Raw genomic sequence first — 22264 nt, 5'->3', positions numbered from 1 at the left:
AAGAATAATATTAGAAGGTCTTCTCGATTTATTTGCGAACAAAACTACAGAATTTGAATATGAGTATCCTTGTCATTCCCTAAATCGAAGACAATGGTTCTCTATGCGCGCTGATTTAATGAAATCAAAAGAGAAACAAGTTGTTATTTCTCATACAGACATTACTTTTAGAAAACTTGACGAAGAAAATCGTAAAGAAACGCTTGCACGACTTAATCTAGCAGTCGATACAGCTAAGTTGGCTGTATGGCAGTTAACTGTTGATTCAGGGGAGCTTTTATGGAATGATAGACATTTAGAATTTTATGGTATAACGCGCGAAGCATTTAATACTGATACAGAAGTATGGCGTACCCAAATACATCCTGATGATAAAAATTATGCTGACAGTTGTTTTAAGCAGATTTTCGAAAGAAAATCAATTAACGATGTGAACTTCAGAATTATTAGACCAAATGGAGATACACGCTATTTAAGCGGATCTGCTACACCCATTGTTATTGATGGTAAATTAGTTAAAGTAATTGGGGTTAATCGAGATATTACAGAAAGTAAACAATCTGAGAAAAAATTAAAGGAAAGCGAAGAAAGAATTAGGTTATTTACTCAAAACGTACCGGATTTCTTATTACAAATCGATAGAACTGGGAAAATTAATTATATAAATAAAACGCTTGAAGGCTTAGCACAAAAAGATGTTATTGGGTCTTCTGTATACTCTTGGATTCCAAAGGAAACTTCAGAAAAATTTAAAGATAAATTAGAAAATGTTTTTGGCAGCGGAAGCAGTGAAATTATTGAACATCGTGGCAACGGACTAAAAGGCGAACCTATATGGTTTGAGACCCAAATGGGTCCACTTGAAAAATCTGGTATAATAACACAGGTTATAATTGTCTCAAGGGATATTACTGAACGTAAAACTGCAGAATTAGATTTAAAAAGAGCTTTAGATGAAAATATAGAATTAAAGCAACAAATTGAAGCCGAGAATATTTATTTAAAAGAAGAATTAAAACTTGAAGGAAGTTTTAACGAAATTATTGGTTCTAGCAAATCCCTAAAAAAGGTACTAAAGCAGGTAGAACAGGTGGCTAAAACAGATTCGACAGTTCTTATCTTAGGAGAAACTGGGACAGGAAGAGAACTTATTGCTAAAGCCATTCATAATGCAAGTGACAGAAAAGCCAAACCTTTGGTTAAAGTTAATTGCTCTGCACTTCCAACAGATTTGATAGAAAGTGAATTTTTCGGACACGAAAAAGGGGCTTTCACTGGTGCCTTAAATCGAAAAATTGGACGATTTGAACTCGCCAACGGAGGCACTATCTTCCTCGATGAGATTGGCGATTTACCTATTGGTTTACAAACCCGTCTGTTACGTGTACTTCAAGAAAGTGAGTTTGAACGGGTAGGTGGTGAAAAGACCATAAAAGTTAATGTTCGAGTGATTACTGCAACTAACAGAAATTTGGCGAAACAGGTATTGAAAAACGATTTCAGACAAGACCTCTACTATCGTTTAAATGTTTTTCCAATTGAGTGTCCTACCCTAAGAAATAGGGTTGATGATATCCCAAGTCTGGTTCATCACTTTGTGAATAAATACAACCCTAAAGTAAATAATAAAATAAAAACAGTACATCAAAAAACTATTGAACGATTAATGAATTACAATTGGCCTGGAAACATAAGGGAGCTAGAAAATGTAATCGAACGCGCTATTATAGTGAATCAAGGGAGCCAATTACGATTGGGTAAATGGTTTACGGATAGTAGTATTGATACTGTGGTCTCCGATGAGCTTAAAACAATGGAAACTATGGAACGCGATTACATTATTAAAGTATTAGAGAAAACCAATTGGAAAATACGTGGTAAGAATGGGGCTGCCCAACTATTAGGAATGCAACCTACTACCTTAGAATCACGAATGAAAAAAAAAGATATCAAAAGGTAAAAACAGCTTAAGAAGAAGTGTTCAAAACTACGACATATCGTATAAATATGATATGTCGTAGTTTTTTTTAAAAATATAGCTTATTATATAGTTCAATAGTTCGTATTAAGTATTTGATTTTCAATTATATATGTATGAATGTTTCTAACAATAAAGTTTGGCATTCTAATTGAATAATGATAAGGTAGTATTAGGAAAACTGTCTCAGGATATTCTTATTGTAAATTGGATGATTACAACTATAAATTTTCCCCCAAGGGAATGTCCTCGTTGAATTTTGTCACTAGTTTTTGGCCTAAATTCATCGGAGGGCTAACCTTTTTTCCAAGTACTTTTCTAATTCGGAGAAATATTTTTTTGGTTTATTATGAGAAAAGTAGCACAAGAAATAGCCTGGAGAATACATAACAAGAATTAAATAGAAAATAGCACCAACTTAGTATCCTTAAGACTATTCCAGTCTTAAAAAGTATAAGAACAGCACCACTATAAAGATTCAAATATTTGTTAGTATGAATACGAGTATTTTATTGAGCCATGATGATGAACAACGCGCGAAATTTATGAGTTTTTATCGTTCGGAAAATCGATTGGTCATTGAAGCGCAGGATACCCTTTTCTTTAACGCTTTTAAGACACATAATGTTAAGGATATTGTTTGATTTCTAATGGTTAAAACGCAATAAAATGGAAATAGATAAAAGTGAGATAAAGGACGACTTGCAAGATATGCAGGGTCAAGCTGACGGAATGGAGTTTGCAGGGACTATCGAAAATGACCTATGGAGACGTGAGTTACTATCAGATTATGTCGTTAAAAAAATAACTAATGTTAGCGAGAGTCTTGTTTGCTACATAACCGGTTGTGTGAACACCAGAGATAAGGACAAATATTTGTGTGACGAACATTTTATGGAATAGATTATACCTAATGTATGGCGGCCCATATAAAATAAATATTTTATGCCGCTAAGGTCTAGGAAAAGAGCATATTCCTATTCGCAAGGCTTTCGTTAATTCTGTTTGTCAGAAAACTCACTTTAAGCGATTTAACAGGCTTTGTTTCTTTGTTCTGTTCTAAAATTTATAGTATTGGTTGGACTAAGGTTTTATTCTTTTTGTGATTTATTCTTTAATATTTTAGCCGCTGAAGTATATCCACCTTCCGTCCCATCTACAAAATGTGAATGTTTCGTTTTTCTATCCAAAACGTAACATGACATTACAGCTGCATGTGTTATATGAATACCATAGATTATTTTTTTATCTTTTTCTAGTTGATTTAGATACGCTATAAAAAGGTCTATTTTATGCTGTTCGGCTGTGAAAATTGTATTGATCATACCATCAAGCATAAAAGTATGTGATAATTGACCAATTTGTTTTAAATACTGTTTTCCATTGCGAGAGAGATTTAAATAGAATTTCCCAGTAAGGGTTGCAATCCAATTTTTAAGCAAGTAAATCAAATTCTTATTAACCAGACTAATTTTCATTTCTTCCCATATTTTAAGTAAACTAAAATTTAATTTTAGAGTATTAGACTTTATAGGTTGCCTACTTTTAAATATACCAAATATAGCATCCATTTTAGTTATCACTTCTCTATAAATAGCTCTTTGATTAGTTTCATCTATAGCATCCAATAATAGGCAAATAACTTTTTTTTTGGCCTGGGTAGGATCAATTTGTTTCCACCTGCATTCCATCCCTTCTAAATTTAAAAGGTCTTTTTCAAAAACAGCAAAGTTGTTTTCTTCAAAATTAGTTTTAATAATTTCTTCTGCTTTTTTTAAACCATTACCTATAACAATAGGGATTGATAATTGTTGTGTAAGTTGATGTTTGGCTATTTTTAGACTATATTTTCGAGTCACCAAATGTTGAACAGAAATATGTCCAACTCTAAGTATTAAATTGGTATTTCTTTTAATATGAAGGCTATAATTTTCTAAGATTAGTATGACTTTATTTAGAAACATAGTTGGAAGAATGAAAGTAGCTCCGTCACCACCAAAAAAATAGGGTATTTCAGTACGTTGTTTCTCTTTTCTTATGGTATTTAATACTGATATTATTGCACCTGTTGCAGTCAGGTTTATCTGATGGTGCTTCCCTTCATCAACAGCTTGCGTTGAATTTTGAATGTCTACCACCACCACATGCCACGTATTTGGGACATCAGAAAAATAGGATTCACTCTCCAACAAATCTATAAGATTTTTACTTGAGTTTTTTAGTTCCGTATAGTATTGTATGTCTTCCATTAGTACAAGTGATTGATAATTAATTATTCACAAATTTATTTTTTACAACGTTCGTTTAGGCAGATGGTTTGTTGCGTGTTTAAGCGACAAACTTAGAACAAGGAAACCAAACCTTAGCGCAATTCGTAGGATATTCCGAGTAACACATGGCCTTGTAAATTAATTATAAGTTTTGGTATCTCTATCACTATATATTTAAAAAATGAGGATAACTGATTAGTCCTTTAACGTAACATAAAGTGTTACTTAAAATTTTATGTTCGCCTAAATAAAATAAGTATAATGAACAACTGTAGGTTTCCCCTTTCTTATATTCTATTCATGTTGAAGTAGCTATTCTGAAGCGTAATTTATGGAGACTAAAGCTACGAGCAGCGGAGAATATATCCCTGTTTTTACAAAAATAAACCCCCACGCTTCATTTAAAATTAGCAACAAATCCGCGCTGGGTCAACATTGCTGAAAAGAACATAGAGAAAATACTAACAGATCATGCGTGGTGTGAACAAAAGGCGGTAACAAACGCAATTACCATCATTACCTTTAATTCTGAACACCCAGATTTAGTGACGGATTTAGTATTGCTAGCCCAAGAAGAGTTGGTGCACTTTCAAATGGCACATGATATTATAAAGAAGCGCGGCTATACCTTAGGCAGAGAACGCAAGGATAGCTATGTAAACGAGCTTTACAAATTTATGAGCAAAGGGGGTAGTAGATTACAATCTATGGCAGAAAGACTCTTATTCTCTGCCATGATAGAGACGCGAAGCTGTGAACGCTTTAAACTACTTTCTGCAGAAATAAAAGACCCAGAACTTTCTAAATTCTACCATGACCTTATGACCAGTGAAGCGGGGCACTATACCATTTTTATTGGCTTTAATCGCAAATACGGGAAGGGTATAGAGGTAGACAAACGCTGGCAAGAGTTGGGTACATTTAAAGTTTAAGTGATTCAAAACTACACAGAAGAAGAAACCGTAGACGAGTGAAAACAGGCAGCGCTTTGACGTTCGCAGGACTGAATGTTACGGTTCAAGCCTCGTAAAACCGCGCCACTAAGCTAACAAACAATAAGTTACCTATTTTTTGTATCTTAGGAATATGGATATACCAAATGAGGCTTACACTATCTTGTATACAGTCACTTTTGTTGCTGTAGGGTTGGGTGTAGTCGCTTACTTTACAAGAAACAGCAGGAATTTTAGGAGAAGTAGAAATAAAAGGGCGAGAAAGCAGCATTAAGCTGCTACATTCACAGGCAACTATCGGCTAAGGGGTGCTTTCTCTGTTCTTATATAATGCTATTGCTTTCATGTAATTTAATGTACCTTTCATCGCTAAGTCGCTAATAAACCCCTCAAATTCAGGGTGGTTTAGCTTCACCCCATTAACTAAGGAGTCCACTTCTTTCTTCCATAGCTTCCGATTTACATTACGACGGGCTAGGTTTTCAATTTTGGCTAATTTTCCTGATTTAAAATGAAACCTATACCTAAAGCTCATAGGATTGTTCTTTGAAAATTCATCTTTTAAAGAATTTATAGTCACCGTAGCCATAGCGCGCACATCTTGAGTTTTCTATCAAAATCAATGCGTAACTAGGCCTAAAGACAGAATCCTATTTAAATTTTTCATAGGAACTTTATGGAAATAGGCCATGGCATCTCCCCACTCAATAGTGATAAGCCTATCACATAGCATTCTTTTTATTTGGCTATAATCAGAATTTTTAATGCCTTCCTAATATGCTATTATTCTAAAAACCGCCAACCAGCAGCAAGTGATTTCCCCATATATTTAGGCAATTTAAAACTAGCTAATTCGTCTGAAAATTCCCGGCCTGTATCTTTTTTATACGTTGAGTTAATTAATCGTGTGCAAGAACCTGTAGGATAGGTTACATTGTCAATAGCCTGCTTTTCACATTCACTAAGAATTGCAAATTCCATTCTAACTCTCATTTTCTTTGAGTCATTTCCTCCTTCGCATAAAACAACCTTATCAATAGTTTGATTCTGAAGATGCATAGCGAAATTCGCTTGAAACGCTATGATGCTTTTTATTGACGTATCTTCTTTTGGTATGGATAGTGCTTTGCCAAGATTTGTTACCGAATACGTTTTTTGATTGCCATCTATAAGCAGCATCCCTGCTGCATTACTCATAACTTCTATTGCTAATACTTTCATCTTATGTTTTTTACAAAATTAGTTTTGTATTCGTTAGGGCAATGGGTCATACTGAACTTCAACGTTTAGTTAAAATGTATTTATAATTCCCCATAAACATTATTAAGTACCGTTTTTATTTTTTTACAACTTACCCATTTCCATATAATCAGCTACTAAATTTACCATTGCATTAATCCCGGTACTAAACCCACTTTCATCAATAAAAAAATCTGGAGTGTGATGAGGCGCTGAAGTTTCTGAATCTTGCCCTTTTGGCAATCCACCTATATAAAAATAAAAACCTGGGACTTCATTAGCAAAAAATGAAAAATCCTCTGCTCCAGTTTCTGCCGGTACCAGCAGCACATTTGACAAGCCAGCAGATTTCTGTAAGGAAGGCAACATTTTGGCTGTAAGTTCAAGGTTATTGAAGGTAACTGGATAATGCGATGAATACGGTAGTTCCACAATAGCTTCAGCCCCGTTTGCTTCAGCGGTTTTAGTTGCTATTTGAAAAATACGTTCAAAAATCAATTTTTCATCAGCATCACTTAACGTTCTTACCGTTCCTAACATCTCCACTTGTTCAGGAATTATGTTGGAACGGTTACCACCATGTATAGAACCAATAGTAACCACAGCAGCATTTCGTGTAATATTGATATTACGGCTAATTATGGTTTGAAGATTATTGATGATTTGTGCAGCCGTTACAATCGGATCAACTGAAGACCAAGGTTCTGCACCATGTGACGACTTTCCTTTTACTGTAATCTTCAAGTCAGCAACTCCTGCAAACATTCCACCAGGGCGATAGGTGATTTTTCCAACCTCAACTTGCGCATTAATATGAAGTCCGAAGATAACATCAACCTGTGGGTTTTTTAATGCGCCCTCTTTAACCATAAGTTCGGCACCACCTTCTTCCCCTTTCGGAACCCCTTCTTCAGCAGGTTGAAAAATAAATTTAACGGTTCCTTTTAAGTCCTTTTGCATGCCAGACAAAATTTCGGCAACACCCATGAGAATGGCTACGTGAGAATCGTGACCACAAGCATGCATCACATTCGTTTCTTTTCCATCGTACATAGTTTTAACTTTGGAGGCAAAAGGAACAGGAGTTCTTTCTAAGACAGGTAAGGCATCCATATCTGCTCGTAACGCTATTACAGGGCCTGGAAGACTACCTTTAAGAGTACCTATGACACCCGTTATACCAACATTAGTTTGTACTTCCATTCCAAGCGATTGTAAATGGGTTGCCACGAGAGCTGCAGTTCGAACTTCGCGATTGCCTAATTCAGGATGTTGATGAATATCCCTGCGCCAATCAATCACCTTCTGCTCAATCCCTTTTACGTTAGTTTGGATTTTGTTTTGGATACTATTCGATTGGGCGTTTGTATTTTGAAAACCCAAAAGCAAGATTAATAGGAGCAATAGAAGTGTGTTTTTCATTTTAGTTTCGATTTTATTTCGTTTAAGGTTATATTTAGTCCGCATTTTCAAGTTCTTAAGTTGAAAACTACAAATTGTCACGTCCCGAAATACGGCTATAGATTGATATTAAATTTAAGCGGCATGTTGGTGCACGTAATTGGGTGTTTTGTACTCTAAAGATAAAGGCAATCTTTTAGAGTTGTATAATTTGATTGGATTTTTAGCTGCTTTTTTAGCGTGAACAACACTAAAAAAGGTTTGATTAAGATAAAATTCATCTTTTAGCATTCCGTTAACACGCTCTGCTATAGCATTTTCATAGCAATGGTTACCTTCCGTCATACTCATATCTATCTTTTTTCTTTTGAGTTCATTGGCATACACATTACTGCAATATTGAATACCCCTGTCTGAATGATGAATCAGTTTTTCAGTTATTTTGTTTTGATATAAGGCCTTCTTAAGAGCTCTTACGCAGCCGGTAAGTCCTAAACTATCACTAAGGTCATAACCGACAATCTTACGCGAGTATAAGTCTGTAATGAGTGCCAGATAACAGAATCCTTTTATGGTTCTGTTATAGGTGATATCTGCAGCCCAAACTTGATTAGGCCTATGTATTTTCAATTTTTTTATCCTGTTATTGTATTTATAAAAACAGTGATAGGAGTTGGTAGTTCTAGAAGAATGTTTTTTTCTTCTAACGAGCAGTTCATTTTCCCTCATGATACTGAATAGTATGTCCCTACCCATTTTCAGGTGTTGTTCTTTAAAGTCTCTATGTAATGACTTCAACCGTTTTCTAGTGCCTTCTCTAGGTAGTGTTCTTCTACTTTTTCAAACGAGGCTAATAACTATTTGTTCCACCTCTTTTTTAGCTAGATACCGTTTATGGAATTTGTAATATGCATCTCTTTTTAAAGAGATGGCCTCACAAATTATCGCTATGGAGAACAGTCTATCCTGTCGCTTCTTAGGTGCTACTTTCATTAGGGCTAGATGTTTAACTTTTTTTTAATTCTCCACATCTTTATACCCTAGGTCTTGGGCAGCTACTGCAAGAGAACTGTCGTTAACAAGCTTCTCTAAATCCTTTTTAATAAGAAGGTCTTTGAGTTGTTTTAGCTCTTTTTGAAGTGCTTTAATACGGGATAATTCATCGTCTGTTTGCACGGTTAGACGGGTGTTCATTAGATCCTTACGATTATACTTTTTAATCCATTCATTCATCGCACTAGATCGTACTCCGTAAGTTAATGTAATTTGTCTTTTGGAATGGTTTCCTTTGGTAAGCTCTACTAATACTTTGGGTTTAAAGCTCTCGCTATAACGTCTCACATATCCATCATTTGTATACATATACATTTGATTTTTGTATACATATTTCAGAACGGGTCATAATGAAGCACAACGGTTCGTGTATGGTTAGTTGCGTGATTAAGTAACTCAATTAGTAAACAAATACGGACTAGAGAAAATTCCGAAGGAATTTTCCAGATAAGCACCTGCCAAAGCAATTAATTATACACCGTGTTAGCCTTTCGTTTTCTTTTTTTAAAATCTAAGTAACTCCTGATCTACTTTAAGTCTTAGGTTCTTATTTACTTCGCTAAACAATTCAATTATTTCAAGCGAAGCTTTATGATTAGGTTCAAATCCCACAAGATAATTTTGTAACCAATCATTTAATGCAGCATCTGGAAATTTTTTCAATGTAACACTTACCCCGTAATTATAATCTAATATGAATTCTTTCATTCCTATTAGAAATTCATCTAAAAACGCTCTCTCAATATCTTGAATACTACTATGTGCTTTGTTCTGTTCGTGTTCATAATAATTTGCTATTTGAGTTCTAAGAGATTCATTAGAAATTTGTAATCCTTTTGCTTTTGATATTTCATAAGCCGTATTAGTTGAGAAATATCTCTCAAAAGTGTATAGTTGAACAATGTCATAAATGAGAGAATCTTTAATTATATTTTCAGTTTTCAAATAGGATTTAATTCGTAATAATGATTTCTGTGTTTTTCTTCTTTGGGTTAAAATATGTTCAATTTGGACTATATCTGCAGCTAAATTGGCGGAAATCTCTGTTAATATGTAATTTTCATAACTGCGTTCTTTTTTAGATTCATTCCAATTATTTATTTGAAGCGCAATTAGAATACCTATAACCACAAGCACAATTTCGCCAATGGCATACTTAAAGTATTTGGCTGTTTTATTTTGTTCCATAAGGTCGTAACGGATTTTTCTAAAGAATTTTATCATTGGTTAGTGGTTTGTGTAATAAAGTAGAACGGTAAGCATAAGAATGGTAGCCGAGTTTAAACTTCATTCCTCGTCAAGTTACAAGAAAGTTTAAAGTGGTTATCAACCTTGATTTTAGTACTGAACAGGCTATTGTTTTTATACATTATTGTGCTTTCGTTATTTTCTTTTTTATAAGCTTGTACAAAAACTCCATCAATCCCAAGTCGACACAAAATTGATTATTGATAATTTAGGACAAGCTATTCCGCTTTTTTTAACCTGCGTAGTTGCTCCCTATAAGGAATTCCTTTCAGTATCCAATCTTCGGCTTCTTCCCCTTTTAAGTAGTGGCCAAACCACTTTAGTATCTTCTGTTGATAGTCAGATGCATTCTTGTCTTCTTTAATACCATGGCCTTCATTTGCATAAACAAGCATCACAAATTGCTTGCCTGCTCTTCGGGCTGCATTGTAATACTCGATTCCTTGTCTCCAATTCACATTCATATCATTGTCCCCAACTTCAAATAGAATTGGCGTATTTAATGATTCAACATTCATTACAGATGAATTACGAAGGTAATTTTCTGGAGATTTCCATGGTGGGCTAATCATACGTTCTTGGGAAATTTCAAAATGGGCATTTTCAGGAGATCCTTCAAATGCGGGTGTTATTGCTAAATACATAGAAATAAAATTAGTCAAGCCAGCACCAGCTACACTGGCTGCAAAAATGTCCGTTTGAGTAGGTACAAAACCTGCTTGGTAACCACCCCAAGAATGCCCGATTAGACCAACTTTTTTAGGGTCAACATCACCTTTTTCTATTACCGCTGCGACAGCATTCTCTAATGTCTTTGCAGAGGAAACTCCGGGATCTCCAGCGATAAATTCTATGTCTGGCTTCAACACAAAATAGCCCTCTTGCTGCCAGACGGTAGTGTTATAGTAGTTCGTCTTAGAGGGTACAGTATATCTATGAAACCTATCAGAAAGCGTTTCATATACATAAGTTATCATTGGATATATCTTACCCTTTTGATAATTAGCTGGATAGTACAGAATTCCTTGAGCGCTTTTATTTTTAGCATTAGTATATGTTATCAGTTCAGCCTCACCCCAAGCATATTCGTCTTGAAAAGAATTTGTATTAGAAACCCCTTTTGAGTTTAAAAAATTTAAATCTGTGATACTTAGATTTGGTGATTGATTAAAAGACTGAGTTCTATAGGTTAATATATCAAGATCTTGATGAGGTTTATCTAAGGGGTAAATACGTGCCTCATCATAAATTAAAGTCTTCATTTTTTTACCAAGTATTCCTTTTGAGTAACCTGATTTCTTAGATTTCTTACCTCTCATTGAAAAGAACTGTTCTTTCTGCAAATCAATAAATTTATCCTCTTCATAGACGAACCAATGTCTGTAAATGATTTCATCTTCTTTTCCCTTAGTAAGGCGTTTTGAAGGACTTCCATTTACAAACCCTTGCCAAACATCAAATTCAGAATTAAATAGGAATGAATTACCATCTTTACTCCAAGCGGACAATCCACCATCAAATGGCGGTTTTTCATCTACTGGATAATCGAATGCATCACCTTGTATAAACGTACCTTCTAAATTAGATGTAATAGTAGTGGATGACTCTTTTACAATGTCATATAAATGCAAGTTGTTATCTTCTACAAAAACGAAGTATTTACCATTAGGGCTTACAGGCGAAGTATATTTTATGTTAGTAAGCACCTTTTTCTTCTCACCCTTTTCAATATTTACAATGTAAATATCGTTGCTAGGTCTACCAAACATAGCATCAAATGAGTAAGGAGACTGGTCAAAACCTATCATCATCTTATTGTTAACTTGCAAGCGCATATTTTCAACTAGTTTATCGCTTAGAGGCAGATTGCTATTTTTATCAACGTGCCATACATATTGGATTGGTTCCTCAGAGCTCTTATTTGTACTTTTCTTTTGCTGGGTAATCATTAATTCATCCTTACTGTGCCATATCTCTAGATCTGGAGCTTCATAATCATCACCTTCCTTTGCGTTTTTTTCATCTACCTCCTCTGACTTATTTTTTTGCATTTCCTCAGTTTGTATCCAAGAATAGGTCTCAAAGAATACGCTGTTTCCGTCATCTGAAATCTTAATGTTATCTGATAAGATTCTTATAGCATCTGGAAATGATTTTGTTTTATTGGGATTAAAGTTAGAGAATATGGGGTTCAATTTTGAAAAGTCTTTCCAATGAAGTAATTGGTACGATTCTTCTTCTGACCTCTCTTTTTTTATCGCTTTTATGGCAAATAAATAATCCGATTTTTCACCCCATTCTAAATGAGAATAGATTTGAGCGGACTGATCTAACACTTTTAAGATTCCTTGATTCGGATCATATAGTTGAATGCCATTCGCAATAGAGTCTTTTGTTTCCACGATCATTGCTAAAAGCTCTCCTTTCGTTTGCCAATCAAAGGACTTTATATTTCCAAAACTCATTTGTGATTGAGTTTTGAGATTTTGTATTATGAGGGTATTGACACCCTCATTTTCCCTAAGCATCGCGAAGTAAGTATCCTTCTCATTGAAACTATATTTTATAACACCTTTTAGAAGCAAGGTGTCAGAATTTGACAAATTGACCAAAACTTTGTCGTTCATCTCAGGCTCTTCTTTCTTATCTTCCTTATCTTTTTTGTCTTTCTTATCTTTAATCTTTTGTTCTTTACCAGTCAGGACTTTTTCGTAGACGAACCAATTACCAGTTTTAGAAAATTTTGCTTTAGCTGTGTTATCGTAAGAGATTGTTTTATTCTTTATAATGTTATAAAGAATAGTTGTTCTGTCTTTATTCATCTTGTCTACTTGATAGCTAGACCACTTGCCATCTTTGGAAATCGCGCTGCTTTCCAGTAACTCCCATTTTCCATATTCTTCTGGGGTAATCAATTTTTTCTCTTGCGCTTCTAGAGAATTAACAAACAGTACTATTGTTGAAATAGCGAATAAAGAAATGAGAAGGCGTTTAGTTTTATTGAGATTCATGTGAGTAGTTCCGTTTGATAGTTAAATTTCGATGTAATATAATTTAAACTTGATAGAATTGACAATTCAAAAATTAGTTGTTTATCTACTTTATGCTGTTTAACAAGCTGTTGACTGCTTTTTCTAAAGAATTTAATCATTGGTTAGCGATTGAGTATAATGAAGCATAACTTTGAGTGTAAGAACAGTAGCCGATTCTGGGCTTAATCCCTGTCAAGTTATAAGAAAGTTGAAGCGGGATACAACCCCTAAATTTACTTCTGACCCGGCTATTATTTTTATACATTGTTGGGCTTAGTTAATTTTTTCCAGCACTATTGGCTTATTAAATTCCCTCACTATTTGATCCAAATAATACTTTATTCGAGAGTACTCACTAGCCACGTAAGTTGATTTTTTAAACTTATAATTTCCCTTTACGATCAAAATATTGTTATCAAGTGAATAGTTCAGATTGATTTCTGCCAAATCGTTAGCAAGTTTATACCCTTCAGGAATATCAGTTATTGAAAAATTACTTGGTATTTCAAATGTAGTTTCAAATACATCTTCCCAAGGGTAGATGAAATCAACTGGGTAAGTTCTCTTTTTTTGAGTCAAGTTGTTGGTAGATAAAGGCAAGTTCAAAAAAGGTTTTATTACAACGTTATCACCCAATTTCTCTGTTTCATAATTGGTTTTGAAGTGCATGGAGTACGGTAACTCAATTCGATCATAACCGACTGTTTTTGATTCTCTGATATCTCCAATTCTGTCTGAATAATACTTCTTGATTTTTAAAGAATCATTTCCAAATCTCTTACGGACTGAATATGATTTATACTCAGTATTTTGGATTGATACTTGGGCTATTACATTCATGCTAATAGTGTCAAGCCTCATTCTTACTGTGTTCTTTTCAATTGAGAATATGGTATTATCTAAGCTTATCCACCTTGAAGTATTTGCTTTCTCAACAATAAGTCCTTTACCATTATTACACCTAATTGGAAGTTTATTATATGATAGTAAGTCTTCTGTTCCATCTGCAAGGAAAGGAGAGTCGTTATTTACCAAAGCAATTATATAGTTCGTAAAATGATCGAATGGATAGTTATTTGGTATTTTTCCATGAACTCTTGTGCTAAGTATCAGTGGTTCAGCTTTGATTCCAGCTTCATTTAGAAGAGAAATCATAAATAAATTGATATCGGCATCATTACCACTTTTTTTATTGAAGAAGTCTTTGGCTGATTGTGATGCATACTTACCAAAATGGCCATTCCATTCAAAACTACTTTTTACGTACTCAATTATTTGTTTTGCCTTTGCTCTATTGTTCTCGTTTCCTATATTTAACTCCTCTGATAAGACTTTTTTAGCAATTTTCGAGCTATTTTTTAGATACTTGCCAAACTTGCCATGCTTAAGAAGTGACTCGTTAAGGTCAGGCCAAGTTGATATTATATCGGATGTTCCACCAGTTGGGCTAAGAAATTTGGAAAGCTGGAAGTCCATTTTGATGATGTAGTCATTGATAGAAGAGATGTACGATTCATCCTTAAAAGCAGATACATCTTTTAATACGTAAGTATGGACATAGTCCTGAAATTTAATTGGGTTAGAAAACCCCCAAGTTCTTTTTTGTCGTGTTATAACTGAGTTTTGATAATCAAATCTGGAGATGCCTTGAATAAGAAATACGTATTCGTAAAAAGGAATCATGCTGACTTGATACTCACTGTAGGCAGTTGGAATCTTGTCCTGAAAAGTCCAATCCGGTAAGTTAAAATGAAATGGAGTTTCTAAAACGTAGCGATATTCTAATATAGCTCCATCCTGTACATCTGGGAACACGAATTTCTTGTTGTACCATCTTTCATTGACTCGCTCTTCATAGACTTTTGACGGATCTAAACGCTTTTGGGTCAACTTGCCGTCTATCGTATTATAAGTTGTCGCCTCTATAGATTTAACAATTTCAGTTTTTCCATATCCATCAACATAATAGGGAATGGAAACTTCTGCGTATTTTGATTCGGACTTATCGAATATTTTGATTCTTTTATGCCTCGTAAATCGAATATCATATCCATTATCAGAATCGAAAAATAAGGATTTTCCTTTATCATAAAGAATTACTGCTTTTGCTTCTTTATCTTTTTCATAACTCTTCATTTCAATTTCTCCTTGAGATATTTTTCCGAATTCTATTTCTTTTGTTTGGGAATATGCGAGTTGACTCAAAAGAAGACTAATGATTAACAGATTTTTCATTTTATAAGTATTGCTGCTTTTTTCTTGTAATTATTTATTGAATCGATGAACTCATAGAAATCATCATATTCTTTAATTGAAATCTTGTTGACAAACAAAGTGAATTTCTCTTCGACAATCAATTCATTACCATTTTTGGAATAATCGGTACTGTATAGACCATACTTGTTTTCAATATTGATTCTTTCAGGAACTTGAATTTCGTTTCTTATGAACTTTTGAAGATTGTACGTACTTTTATCGGACTTATTGATTGGGAAATTGATACTAACATCCAGTTTCCTCACATTCGGTTTTTCAAAATCTGGCAATGCGATCCTAAGTGGATTAATTACTTGGAATGTTCCTATTTGGCGTATAATGGAAGAATAAATACCTTTAACACTTAGCTGTAAAAAAGCGCTATCACGATTAAAACCTACCACATTCCAGTTATTGACTTTAAAGTCTTTGACTCCATTTTGCATTCTTACTTCATCTTCTTGCCTTTCTTCATCTTTCTCAGAAATGAAGTATCTAAAATCCTCAAATTCCTTTCCTCTTAAGGTTAAATCAAGATCAATCTGTACTTCATTATTATCTGTTGCTTGAAAATTATAGCTCCTTTCAAGAAGCACGTCATCGATTGAAAGTGCAGGCGTTTTGACCAATTGGCTTTTCTCTCCATTAATAGCCAATGTATGCCTGTTTTGAGTGAAAGTTCCGAGGTAATCAAAAGGTAATGCACTGGATGTATTCTCAAGCCATAAAGTATCAATCTCGGACGGGATCATGAGGATCACATGGTTGAACTGCTGACTTGGAAGATCGAGGTCAATTTCTGTGTTCTTTTCACCTGCTTTGACAATGGTATAAAATGATTCTATCCCTACACTTTTAAGCATTGCCTTCATATAAGTAGTAAGAGCCTTACAATCTCCATACTTATTTTCATAGACATACGAAGCGGGATAGCTTTTAAGTCCGCCAACATCTATAGCAACATTGACATATTTAGTTTGATCCTGTAGGTAATAGTAAATGGCTTTAATGATTTCATTTCTATTATTAATACCATCAATCAGTTTTTCAACAGTCCATTTTTCTTGTAGGGTTAGTTGATCAGTGCCTTTATTTAATTGATCTAACCAATTCCCGAAGGACGACCATGATTCTGATTTTCCAAGTACACCATATTTAAATTCTTCAGGTACAATTTTAATATTAGGAAATTCCATTGGAGGTGAGTAAATCTCATCTCGGGACTCACTTTTAACCATTGTAGATTTCCAACTCAGTACTTTTTTACCCTCTAATTCAGATTCTTTGAGAATTAGATTTTCGGAAGCGTTAATTCGGAAGGAATAATCAGATGGAATATTGACCTCTAGTGAACCATTAATTGTTGATACATGCGAGTTATAAAGAGGAGTCCACCAAGCTAAATATAGATACTCCTCTTCTTTTATTGTATACGAGTATTCAACTCTATATGGATATTCACTCCAATAAAGATTAAATTCAGTAACTAGATCGTCTTGGTAAAAAGTTTGGTTGGAAAGGTCATTGCGAGTAATGAGTTCTTTCTTCTTTAGTTTCCTAACTGTATTTCCTTTAAAATCTAATATTTGAGCATAATTCAACTTAAATTCTTGTTTAGGGTTATGATTCAGTTCAATATGAGATAGCCAGTTTTCTTTTTTACTATTTATCTGAATTAATACGGTTCTTTGGGTCGTTTTCTTACCATCATCAGCAATTGTGACTTTGGTTTCATAGTTTACTATTTGGCCACATACCATTTGAAACGATGCTGCAATCAAAAAAGCGAATGAAAGAAAATGTGAAAGTTTAGTGATCAATGTGAAATTTTTTTGTGGCGGCAATTAAGCCCAACAACTGAATATGCGTGCTAGTACGTATATTCCATTTATAGCAGTAAGATATACATAATCTAGTATTTATAGGAAACAGAAAGGTACTACAGCTATAGTATGTCTATAATATGCGCTTACAAACGACTAGTTAATCCATTTTAGCACGCTGGATTCTTCTGGGCCACAGCTATCGGTAGACAAATAAAGTGGCCTTATTACAGGCCACTTTATTATACTATTAAAAACTTGATGTCACTTAAGCCAAATCAAAACGATCTAAGTTCATCGCCTTGATTCATGTTGCTATAAAATCGGTTGCGATATCGTATTACGGGAGTCTGGTAATTTTAAGGGGGAAACGAGAAACAGTAAAAAGGGAAACAGTCACATCAGGGCGGCCTTACAAATGCCTTCGATTACTTGTGTTCCGTGTAACCTGACATTGAAACAATTCTATAATAGATTGAAGTCCAAGAAAGCAAAGCCATTAGTTGCCTTAATAGTAGTGCAGAGAAAGTGCTTGATCCTCATGTACACTTTGTGGAAGAATGAAGAAGTTTACGACGCAGGGTTTGAAAAGAAAAAGCAGCAAAAGCATGAAGCTCTTGCTGTGCAGAATAACAACTTGATACAGCAACTTGTTTCTTGAAAATTTAAAGAAAAAACTTACTTTTTGACACAGTGCTTATAAGTAGTGCGGGAGTAGAGAAGCAATTTCCACGCGCCATAACGCTCAGCGAAATCTTTTTATTTTAATTTATTTTTTCTAGTCTAAAGTAAAATTCTAAAGGTTTTTCAACCTTATCAAAATACACAAACCTTTCGATTTAGCACTTAGCCCACATTACTTATAGCTTCTGTTGTAATCAGTTTCTACACGTTTGAGTAAGCACGTCAAATTCCGTTATTTTTCAGTCCGATTAAAGTTCTGCGTAAAATTTGCCTCTGATTGAAGTCCATTTGCGCAAATTTGCGTAATAATGCATCTGTAGAAAGATTTCGATAGAGTGGTTCGTTCGTTCACAAACTTGCTTTTTTAGCTTACAATTTATTCGGAATTTGAACCATTCTTTTGGATTAAGTTATTGATTATTTTGACTAGGTATAAAACAGCGAGAAATGAGAAAATGGCACATGTCCAATAACTAGGTTTAAAGAAATAATATAGACTTCCAATAACACCAATTAGTAGCCAAATAATATCTGTGTAAATATTGCTTTTCAATAATTTATCCATCTTTTCGCTTTTTGAGCTATTGTTTACAAAAAATTAAATATGCTGCGTTTGGTATTTTATAATACTTCCTATTCAACTCGCTGTAAATGGTATTTTTTGCTATAATATTTATTTTTAGGTCTTTCATTGTAAAATGCACCATACCTATTGTTACTATACCGTTTTTTATTCAGCTATCAAAAACGATAATTTAACACGGCTTCCTTTAGGCTCGTTTTTACTTATACTCAATTCTCCATCATAGCAGTTTATAAGTTTTTGACTAGTGATCAATCCAAGTCCTAAACCTTGTTGCTCCATCTTTGATCGGTTAAACTGTGTGAAAGCTCCAACTTCATCTAGTGTTACTCCATCAAAACCGACTCCATTATCAATGATTGTAATATTAGCTAGGGTATCTTTTAGTTCTACCTCAACAGTAACTTTGTCTCCCTTATTTGAAAACTTAAAGGCATTGTCTAAAATATTGGCAATAATTATCTCAAAATGAAAGGAACTTATTTTGGCATTAAAAGACTTAATATTTATTTCAATGTCAGATTTTCGATTGAATTTTTTAGCTATAATATGACTTTGTTCTTCTAATTCAAATTCTGCGTTCTCAGCAATTTCTTCTTTTAAGACCGCTTTTTTTTCGTCATCATTGAGTAGCAATTCAATTTCTGTATAATAAATAAATTTTTGTATCGTACTTAATAGTCGATTGCTAGAATCATAAATCGCCAAGGAAAAATTTCTAACTTCCTCTTCGTTTATCTCGAAGTCGGGCTCTTTCATTATGCCTGAAAACCCAATAATACCATTTAGCGGTGTCAATAATTCATGTGGGATAGCACAACTAATATTGTATTGCAGTGTTTTAAACTTGTTTTTTTCTGATTGCTTTCTTTTTTTCTCTTTGCGCAAACGAGTCTCAATAGATTTTATTAGTAAGTCAACATCAAAAGGTTTAGTAATATAATCATCTGCACCCAATATCATTCCTTCTCGTCTATTTTCAGAAGTAGCTTTTGCACTAATGAATAAAAAGGGAGTGTGCATTAGATTGGAATCCTGTTTTATTTCATCATATACCTCGTAGCCATTTTTTTTTGGCATCATAATGTCACATAATATAAGATCAGGAAGGTGTTCTCTTGCTTTATCAATTCCGTCTTGACCATTTTCTGCAGTAATCACCTTCATTCCCTCAAAAATTAAGATGGCTTTAAGTTCATTTAGTATACTCTTAGTGTCCTCAATGACTAAAATTCTTGATTCTTTCATAAGTGTTTTTTGTATATTTTATTTCGATTAATTGGCTGTCAGAAAACAGGTAAAATCACTTTAAAATTAGAGCCTATATTAATTTCGCTTTCAATCTCTATTTTACCTTTATGTAACTCCACTGCTTTTTGTAAAACAGATAATCCCAATCCTGTGCCTGAAATTTCACCTACGTTGTTCCCTCTGTGAAAAGGACTAAGCAGTAGTTTAATATCTTCTTTTGAAATGCCAATACCACGATCTCTAAAACAAAAAGAAACACTGTCCTGCTCTTTTTTAATGCTGATTTCAACTCGTGTATCATCTTTTGAATATTTCAGTGCATTACTAAGAAGATTAAGAACCATGTGTTTAATCCATTTTTTATCTACCTGTATCATAATTTTAGGTAAAGGGATATCATAGATTATGTCTCTGTCTTTGAATTCACTGAGTTGGTATTCAGTAATGATGTCTTTTATTAGAGAAATAATATCCAAAAGTTCTGGATTATAGTCTAATTTTTGTGCATCAGATTTTCCAATAATTAAAATATCTTCTAGTATGGTGGTCATGTCACTTACTTCGTTTTTAATCTTTATCAAACGCTTGTTAATATCCTCTTTACTTAACTTATCAAAGTACCTCAGAATCACATCAGAAGTGGCTCTTATCGATGTGAGTGGTGTTCTAAATTCATGTGATGCCATCGAAACAAAACTAGTTTTAAGCTGGCCCAATTCCTTTTCACGTTCTAAGGACTCTTGAAGTTCTTGCGTACGGAATTCTACCTTGGATTCTAAGTTTTCTTTGTATTCGTTTAAAATGGTAATATCTTGTCCTACCCCGAGCACTCCGGTAATCTTACCCTCAGTATCTCTACGTGTAGATGCATTTAATAATACCATTATACGTTGTCCCTTTTTGGTAAATAGCGGAAATTCGTAGTTGGCAGTTTCTTGTCCTTTTAGGGCATTGTCTAATACTTCTTTTACTTGTTTTTGGTAATCTTGGGTGATATACGTTTCGACCAAATTTTTACCTAATACCTCGTCTTTTGTAAATCCAGTAATTTTTACAGAAGTTTGGTTCCATTCGTTTACCCTACCTTTATTATCTATGCCAAAAATTGGCGCATTGGCGGTTTCAATAAACTGGCGCAATTCTTTGGCAACAGATTCTGATTGGGTACGCAGTTTATCCATTTCAGAAATATCTTGTCCTACACCTAGCACTCCAATAATTTTACCCTCTACATTTCTACGCGTAGATGAGTTGAGTAAAACCATTATACGCTTACCACTTTTGGTAAATAACGGAAACTCGTAGTTGGCAGTTTCTTCACCTTTTAGTGCATTGTCTAATACTTTTTTTACTGCAACTTGGTAATTTTTGGTGATATAATTTTTAACTAAATTTTGACCTAAAACGTCTTCTTTTTTAAATCCAGTAATTTTTTCAGAAGTCTGGTTCCATTCGTTTACCAACCCTTTATTGTCTATTCCAAAAATTGGCGCATTGGCCGTTTCAATAAACTGACGCAATTCCTTAGCAATAGATTCTGTTTCGATGCGGGTCTTTTCTAGCTCGTTTTGAAAGGCAAGCTCTTTGACAGCGATGGTTAATACATTTGCTTGTTTTTCTTTTTCTCTGTTAGCAAGAGTTAATTCCTTTTCTCGTTTTTGTTTCTCTTCATTTTGAAAGGTAAGTTCTGTATTGGCAATGGCTAATTCATCTGCTCGTTTTTGTTTCTCTTCATTTTGAAAGGTAAGTTCTGTATTGGCAATGGCTAATTCGTCTGCACGTTTTTGTTTCTCTTCGTTTTGAATGGCAAGTTCTTTGTTAATAATGGCCAGTTCTTCAATTGCTTTTGATTGAGAAATTTTGAAAGATAGCATAGATGCTATCGTATTCAATATATCCAAGTCATGATTTGAAAAGTAATCTTTCTCTGGATGCTCAGAATCGATAATTCCGATTACAAGGCCATCCGAAAGAATAGGCACCGTTATCTCTGAATGTCGATCTTCATCATCAACTATATATCTTGGGTCTTTTGAAGTGTTGGCAATAATCTCACTTACTCCTGTGAGGGCAACGTGTCCACAAATACCTTCACCCATTTTCAATTTAATAGGGTTCAGAACATCTTGTGCAGTGGGATTTTTATTTCCGTGAGCTGCACATTGATAAAGTTCTCCATCATCATTGATCAAGTAAATAATGCAATCAATGTATCCTAACTCTCCAACGGCGTGCTTCGCAACACACCAAGCGGACTCTTGCGTCGAACTAGTCCGCATTAGTATAGAACCGAACGCATTAATCGTTTCCAAAAAGTGCGCCTTCCTCTCGTTTCGCGATCTTTCTCTCATTTTACAATATTGTATTTTGATTTATGATAAAACTCTTAATACATAGAGCTACTCAAAAAGTGGCTGTTAAGAATTAATCCAACAGGATTATTGATAATTTCACATATCTTTTTACTTTTTATTTCTGATTTTAAATGAGGTA

Annotated in this window: 16 protein-coding genes and 1 pseudogene; 5 read left to right on the top strand and 12 right to left on the bottom strand. The window is 34.1% G+C overall.

Translation table 11 applies throughout. The features are described from left to right. Positions 1-103 precede the first annotated feature (103 nt). From Q360_RS25720 to Q360_RS0108230, 3 genes are all read left to right on the top strand, one after another. The gene (locus Q360_RS25720; RefSeq protein WP_051554634.1) at positions 104-1960 is read left to right on the top strand and encodes a sigma 54-interacting transcriptional regulator; all 1857 of its coding nucleotides are present in this window, start codon (positions 104-106) and stop codon (positions 1958-1960) included. A 512-nt stretch (positions 1961-2472) separates the two neighbouring features. Then, positions 2473-2622 (top strand): hypothetical protein, encoded by a 150-nt coding sequence (locus Q360_RS25715; protein WP_156950054.1) that lies wholly within the window; start codon positions 2473-2475, stop codon positions 2620-2622. A gap of 25 nt (positions 2623-2647) precedes the next feature. Continuing rightward, positions 2648-2881 (top strand): hypothetical protein, encoded by a 234-nt coding sequence (locus Q360_RS0108230; protein ID WP_027076666.1) that lies wholly within the window; start codon positions 2648-2650, stop codon positions 2879-2881. 188 nt (positions 2882-3069) lie between these two features. Here the strand turns inward: Q360_RS0108230 and Q360_RS0108225 are convergent, their stop codons facing one another. Further along, positions 3070-4227 carry a DUF3095 family protein gene (locus tag Q360_RS0108225; protein ID WP_027076665.1) on the bottom strand — a complete coding sequence of 386 codons (1158 nt, stop codon included), beginning with the start codon at positions 4225-4227 and terminating at the stop codon, positions 3070-3072. 416 nt (positions 4228-4643) lie between these two features. Here Q360_RS0108225 and miaE point away from each other — a divergent pair. Further along, positions 4644-5180: pseudogene (miaE, locus tag Q360_RS22785) on the top strand (tRNA isopentenyl-2-thiomethyl-A-37 hydroxylase MiaE); the annotation flags it as partial. 322 nt (positions 5181-5502) lie between these two features. Here the strand turns inward: miaE and Q360_RS0108215 are convergent. From Q360_RS0108215 to Q360_RS0108175, 9 genes are all read right to left on the bottom strand, one after another. Further along, positions 5503-5790 carry a hypothetical protein gene (locus tag Q360_RS0108215; protein ID WP_027076664.1) on the bottom strand — a complete coding sequence of 96 codons (288 nt, stop codon included), beginning with the start codon at positions 5788-5790 and terminating at the stop codon, positions 5503-5505. Between the two features lie 194 nt (positions 5791-5984). Further along, complete coding sequence (locus Q360_RS0108210) at positions 5985-6422, bottom strand: DUF3010 family protein (protein ID WP_156950053.1); 438 nt, start codon at positions 6420-6422, stop codon at positions 5985-5987. Positions 6423-6545: 123 nt separating this feature from the next. Then, positions 6546-7862 carry an amidohydrolase gene (locus Q360_RS0108205; protein WP_027076662.1) on the bottom strand — a complete coding sequence of 439 codons (1317 nt, stop codon included), beginning with the start codon at positions 7860-7862 and terminating at the stop codon, positions 6546-6548. A 114-nt stretch (positions 7863-7976) separates the two neighbouring features. Beyond that, on the bottom strand, positions 7977-8639 hold the full coding sequence (locus Q360_RS0108200; RefSeq protein ID WP_051554632.1) for an IS3 family transposase: 663 nt from the start codon (positions 8637-8639) through the stop codon (positions 7977-7979). 219 nt (positions 8640-8858) lie between these two features. Beyond that, positions 8859-9203 (bottom strand): transposase, encoded by a 345-nt coding sequence (locus Q360_RS0108195; protein WP_027076660.1) that lies wholly within the window; start codon positions 9201-9203, stop codon positions 8859-8861. Positions 9204-9398: 195 nt separating this feature from the next. Beyond that, positions 9399-10118, bottom strand: coding sequence for a DUF6090 family protein (locus Q360_RS24605; protein ID WP_051554631.1), 720 nt, complete (start codon positions 10116-10118; stop codon positions 9399-9401). A gap of 242 nt (positions 10119-10360) precedes the next feature. After that, the gene (locus tag Q360_RS0108185) at positions 10361-13153 is read right to left on the bottom strand and encodes a S9 family peptidase (RefSeq protein ID WP_027076659.1); all 2793 of its coding nucleotides are present in this window, start codon (positions 13151-13153) and stop codon (positions 10361-10363) included. A gap of 294 nt (positions 13154-13447) precedes the next feature. Then, on the bottom strand, positions 13448-15409 hold the full coding sequence (locus Q360_RS0108180; protein ID WP_027076658.1) for a DUF3857 domain-containing protein: 1962 nt from the start codon (positions 15407-15409) through the stop codon (positions 13448-13450). Next, complete coding sequence (locus Q360_RS0108175) at positions 15406-17250, bottom strand: DUF3857 domain-containing protein (protein WP_156950052.1); 1845 nt, start codon at positions 17248-17250, stop codon at positions 15406-15408. Before Q360_RS0108175 ends, Q360_RS0108180 begins: the two co-directional genes overlap by 4 nt. A 325-nt stretch (positions 17251-17575) precedes the next feature. On the opposite strand from Q360_RS0108175, the gene Q360_RS27400 reads away from it, so the two are divergent. Beyond that, the gene (locus Q360_RS27400) at positions 17576-17914 is read left to right on the top strand and encodes a transposase (protein WP_084273396.1); all 339 of its coding nucleotides are present in this window, start codon (positions 17576-17578) and stop codon (positions 17912-17914) included. Positions 17915-18667: 753 nt separating this feature from the next. On the opposite strand, the gene Q360_RS0108165 is transcribed toward Q360_RS27400, so the two are convergent. After that, positions 18668-19768, bottom strand: a complete 1101-nt coding sequence (locus Q360_RS0108165; RefSeq protein ID WP_027076655.1) for a hybrid sensor histidine kinase/response regulator — start codon at positions 19766-19768, stop codon at positions 18668-18670. 38 nt (positions 19769-19806) lie between these two features. Beyond that, entirely contained in the window at positions 19807-22122 is a 2316-nt protein-coding gene (locus Q360_RS24600) for a PAS domain S-box protein (protein WP_051554630.1), read from the bottom strand. Positions 22123-22264 lie beyond the last annotated feature (142 nt).

Origin of the sequence: Maribacter antarcticus DSM 21422, from assembly GCF_000621125.1 — a bacterium.
Taxonomy (GTDB): Bacteria; Bacteroidota; Bacteroidia; order Flavobacteriales; family Flavobacteriaceae; genus Maribacter; species Maribacter antarcticus.
This window is presented reverse-complemented; position numbering and strand designations above follow the sequence as displayed.

What these genes read in the sequence shown, in the direction of transcription:
- Q360_RS0108165 (WP_027076655.1), bottom strand. Translation starts at nt 19,768, where the DNA reads ATGAAAGAATCAAGAATTTTAGTCATTGAGGACACTAAGAGTATACTA.
- Q360_RS24600 (WP_051554630.1), bottom strand. Translation starts at nt 22,122, where the DNA reads ATGAGAGAAAGATCGCGAAACGAGAGGAAGGCGCACTTTTTGGAAACG.
- Q360_RS0108185 (WP_027076659.1), bottom strand. Translation starts at nt 13,153, where the DNA reads ATGAATCTCAATAAAACTAAACGCCTTCTCATTTCTTTATTCGCTATT.
- Q360_RS0108225 (WP_027076665.1), bottom strand. Translation starts at nt 4,227, where the DNA reads ATGGAAGACATACAATACTATACGGAACTAAAAAACTCAAGTAAAAAT.
- Q360_RS24605 (WP_051554631.1), bottom strand. Translation starts at nt 10,118, where the DNA reads ATGATAAAATTCTTTAGAAAAATCCGTTACGACCTTATGGAACAAAAT.
- Q360_RS0108215 (WP_027076664.1), bottom strand. Translation starts at nt 5,790, where the DNA reads ATGGCTACGGTGACTATAAATTCTTTAAAAGATGAATTTTCAAAGAAC.
- Q360_RS0108210 (WP_156950053.1), bottom strand. Translation starts at nt 6,422, where the DNA reads ATGAAAGTATTAGCAATAGAAGTTATGAGTAATGCAGCAGGGATGCTG.
- Q360_RS0108180 (WP_027076658.1), bottom strand. Translation starts at nt 15,409, where the DNA reads ATGAAAAATCTGTTAATCATTAGTCTTCTTTTGAGTCAACTCGCATAT.
- Q360_RS25720 (WP_051554634.1), top strand. Translation starts at nt 104, where the DNA reads ATGCGCGCTGATTTAATGAAATCAAAAGAGAAACAAGTTGTTATTTCT.
- Q360_RS0108205 (WP_027076662.1), bottom strand. Translation starts at nt 7,862, where the DNA reads ATGAAAAACACACTTCTATTGCTCCTATTAATCTTGCTTTTGGGTTTT.
- Q360_RS25715 (WP_156950054.1), top strand. Translation starts at nt 2,473, where the DNA reads ATGAATACGAGTATTTTATTGAGCCATGATGATGAACAACGCGCGAAA.
- Q360_RS0108195 (WP_027076660.1), bottom strand. Translation starts at nt 9,203, where the DNA reads ATGTATACAAATGATGGATATGTGAGACGTTATAGCGAGAGCTTTAAA.
- Q360_RS0108230 (WP_027076666.1), top strand. Translation starts at nt 2,648, where the DNA reads ATGGAAATAGATAAAAGTGAGATAAAGGACGACTTGCAAGATATGCAG.